Origin of the sequence: Candidatus Pelagibacter sp. (assembly GCF_052049775.1) — a bacterium.
In the GTDB taxonomy this organism is placed as follows: Bacteria; Pseudomonadota; Alphaproteobacteria; order Pelagibacterales; family Pelagibacteraceae; genus Pelagibacter.
Window position 1 is genome coordinate 1 of the sequence record NZ_JBNGZH010000069.1, and the last position, 3,082, is coordinate 3,082.

Consider the following 3,082-nt stretch of genomic DNA (forward strand, 5'->3'; position numbering starts at 1 on the left):
CTTTCTTATAGAAAGAAAATTGTCATACCACCAATCATCACAATCTAAAAAAGCTATAAATTTACCATTACATTTTTTACATGCTAAGTTCCGAGCTTCATAAAGTGAAGTGTGTTTTTCAGAGTAGTAATATTTGAATCTTGGATCTTCAAAACTATCAAAAAAAAATTTACTATTATCGGTAGATTGATTATCCCAAAAAATCAATTCCCAATTTGTATATTTTTGCCTTTGTATACTTTCTAAAGTTTTTTTAAGATATTTTTCACCATTGTAACAATTTACAACTATACTAACTAACTCTGACATTTTTTAAAATGTTTCATTTGTTAGTTGTTTGATTTTTATTTTTTTCATAGTTTAATTTTTATAATATAGAATTGTTTTTTTTAAACCCTTTTCAATTGGTGTTTCATATCTATATTTAATGAATTTTTTAAATTTATTTAAATCTGGTGACAAATAAAATGGTTCATCTTTTCTTAGTTTGATTTTACCATAATTCGGGAAACCCTTATTTATAATTTTTTTGATCTTATTAATAATAAATTTAACAGTATAATTTTTAGAAGAACCGATATTCAAAATTTCTCCGTTAATTTTTAAAAAAAAACACTTGTACACTATTTTTGAAAAATCTTTCACATACATAAAATTTCTTAATTGTTCTCCAGATGAACAATCAAATCTCCTATTTTTTAAACAATTTAATATTGTGATAGGAATTAATCTATCTGATTTCTGACCAGGTCCATAAATCAGGTAAGGCCTTATGATCAAAACTGGAAATTTTTTTTTTTTATAAAGATTTAATAAATGATTTGTAGAAAGCAATTTTGATTTTCCATATATTGACTTTATTTTTTTTACTTCTAATTTACTTTTCTCTTTTTGAGGAGATTTAGTAAAACCATACTCTACACTGCTTCCAATTTGTAAAAATTTTTTTATATCTTTTTTTAATAAAATTTCAGTCAAATTTTTTAATCCTATGTAATGAGTTTTATAAGTTTTTTTAGTCTCAGAATGATTAATATGACCGGCAAAATTTACAACATAATCAATTTTCAAATTTAATTTTTTTTTTAAATCCTGTTTGTTTTCAATCTTACAAAAAATATATTTTACGTTCTTGATTTGAACGTTTTTTTTAATTTTTTTTTTTGATAAAGAAAAAATCTTAAATTTTTTTTTTTTTAAAAGTTCTAAAATAAAATGTTTGCCTATGAAACCCGTACCACCTGTAACCAAAATGTTATACTTCAATTTAAAATTTGACCTTTCTATTTTTAAATAAAAAATCAAGATTATCTTTATCTCTTTTTGTATCCATACATTGCCAAAAACCATCATGTTTGAATGCAAAAAGTTGTTTTTGTTTTGCTGCTTTCTCTAAAGGTGATCTTTCTAAAAAAGTTGCTGAATTATCTATATAATCTAAAAATCTTGAGTTTATTACAAAAAAGCCACCATTAATCCAACCTTCATCTAGCTTAGATTTTTCCCTAAATAACTTTACCCTCTCCCCCACTATTTTTATCGCTCCAAATCGTGCTGGGGGTCGTACTGCTGTCATAGTAACTAACGCTCCCTTTTTTTTATTATGAAATTTTAATAATTTTCTTAAGTTTACATTTGATAAACCATCTCCATATGTCAGAAAAAAGTTTTCTTTACCTAAATATTTTTTTATTTTTTTTAATCTTCCTCCAGTCATTGTTTTAAGGCCTGTATCAATTAAGTTAATATTCCAACCAAATGATTTTTTTTTAAAGTAATTTCTTATTACCTTCCCCTTATATCCGAGCAAAACATAAAAATCTTTATATCCATAATTCGAAAAATGTTTCATAATATAATATAAAATTGGTTTATTATTCACTTTTACCATAGGTTTTGGGATTAATTTTGTGTACTCAGACAAACGAGTTCCTAATCCACCAGCTAATATAACAACTTTCATTTAAATTTATTTAATTTATTTTTGTATTGTTTTATTTGTTGAAAAGTAATTATCTCTTTTTTTTTTATATAATAATTTTTATACCAGTCTAATGTTAAGACTAAGGTTTCTTTTAAGCTGAGGGAAGTTTTCCATTTAAGAACTTCCTTTGCCTTTGTAGAGTTTAATTTTAATAAAACTGACTCCTTTTGTATTGTATTCATTGTTTTAGTTTTCCAAGTACACCTATTCCAAAGAAATTTGAAATAACTTAGAATTTCTTTTACCTTATAATTTTTTGAGTATGATGGACCAAAATTGAAGACTTCACCATGAAGTCGTGGGTTAGTACTTAATTGTTTTGCCAGAACCATATATCCATAAACTACCTCAACAACATGTTGCCAGGGTCTAGTAGAATTTGGATTTCTTATAATACAATCTTTTTTATTTGACCAAGATTTGAAACAATCAGGAATGAGTCTATCCTTTGACCAGTCACCACCACCTATAACATTTCCTGCTCGTCCAACAGCAATGAAAATCCTATTTGTTTTATGAAAAGATTGTATATAGCTTTGTATTATAATCTCCGCACAAGCTTTCGAAGCACTATATGGATCTAATCCACCTAGTTGATCCGTTTCTTTATAACCTCTTTTGATTTCTAAGTTTTTGTAACTTTTATCACTTGTAACTAAAACCACTGTGCATTTTTTTTTTAAATTTCTTAAAGACTCTAAAATATTTAAAGTACCGATACAATTAGATTTAAATGTTGTTTCTGGATTTTCATAAGAAGTTTTTACTAATGATTGTGCTGCTAAATGAAAAACAAAATCTGGTTGAATTTTATTAAAAACTTTTTTTAGCTTTTTAAGGTCCGTAATATCTAATTTGTGATTTACAACTTTATTCTTAAAATTTAAGAGTTTAAAATGAGAGGGCTTTGTTGGTATATCTTTGGATAGACCATAGATTTTACATTTATATGTGCTCAAAAAAGCTGTCAACCATGAGCCTTTAAATCCTGTGTGACCTGTAACAATTATTCTTTTATTATTAAAAATCTCAAACATTTTTCAATATAAAAATTTACTTATAGTTTCATTTAATAAATTAAAATCATCTAGAAGTTTT

The 3,082-nt window shown here is 25.2% G+C and carries 4 protein-coding genes; all 4 read right to left on the reverse strand.

Features of this window, described 5'->3' with window-relative positions; all coding sequences use genetic code 11:
• The coding region (locus ACTT83_RS06480; RefSeq protein ID WP_440919266.1) for a glycosyltransferase family 2 protein at positions 1–309 on the reverse strand (309 nt) is incomplete at its 3' end.
• A 51-nt stretch (positions 310–360) separates the two neighbouring features.
• Positions 361–1,266, reverse strand: a complete 906-nt coding sequence (locus ACTT83_RS06485; protein ID WP_440919267.1) for an NAD-dependent epimerase/dehydratase family protein — start codon at positions 1,264–1,266, stop codon at positions 361–363.
• Position 1,267: 1 nt separating this feature from the next.
• Positions 1,268–1,963: a sugar phosphate nucleotidyltransferase gene (locus tag ACTT83_RS06490; protein WP_440919268.1), complete on the reverse strand. Its 696-nt coding sequence runs from the start codon at positions 1,961–1,963 to the stop codon at positions 1,268–1,270.
• Positions 1,960–3,021, reverse strand: coding sequence for a CDP-glucose 4,6-dehydratase (rfbG, locus tag ACTT83_RS06495; protein WP_440919269.1), 1,062 nt, complete (start codon positions 3,019–3,021; stop codon positions 1,960–1,962). Before rfbG ends, ACTT83_RS06490 begins: the two co-directional genes overlap by 4 nt.
• Between the last annotated feature and the right edge of the window lie 61 nt (positions 3,022–3,082).

Bases quoted from the DNA above. Each gene is read 5' to 3' on its own strand.
- ACTT83_RS06490 (WP_440919268.1), bottom strand. From the start codon at position 1,963: ATGAAAGTTGTTATATTAGCTGGTGGATTAGGAACTCGTTTGTCTGAG.
- rfbG (WP_440919269.1), bottom strand. From the start codon at position 3,021: ATGTTTGAGATTTTTAATAATAAAAGAATAATTGTTACAGGTCACACA.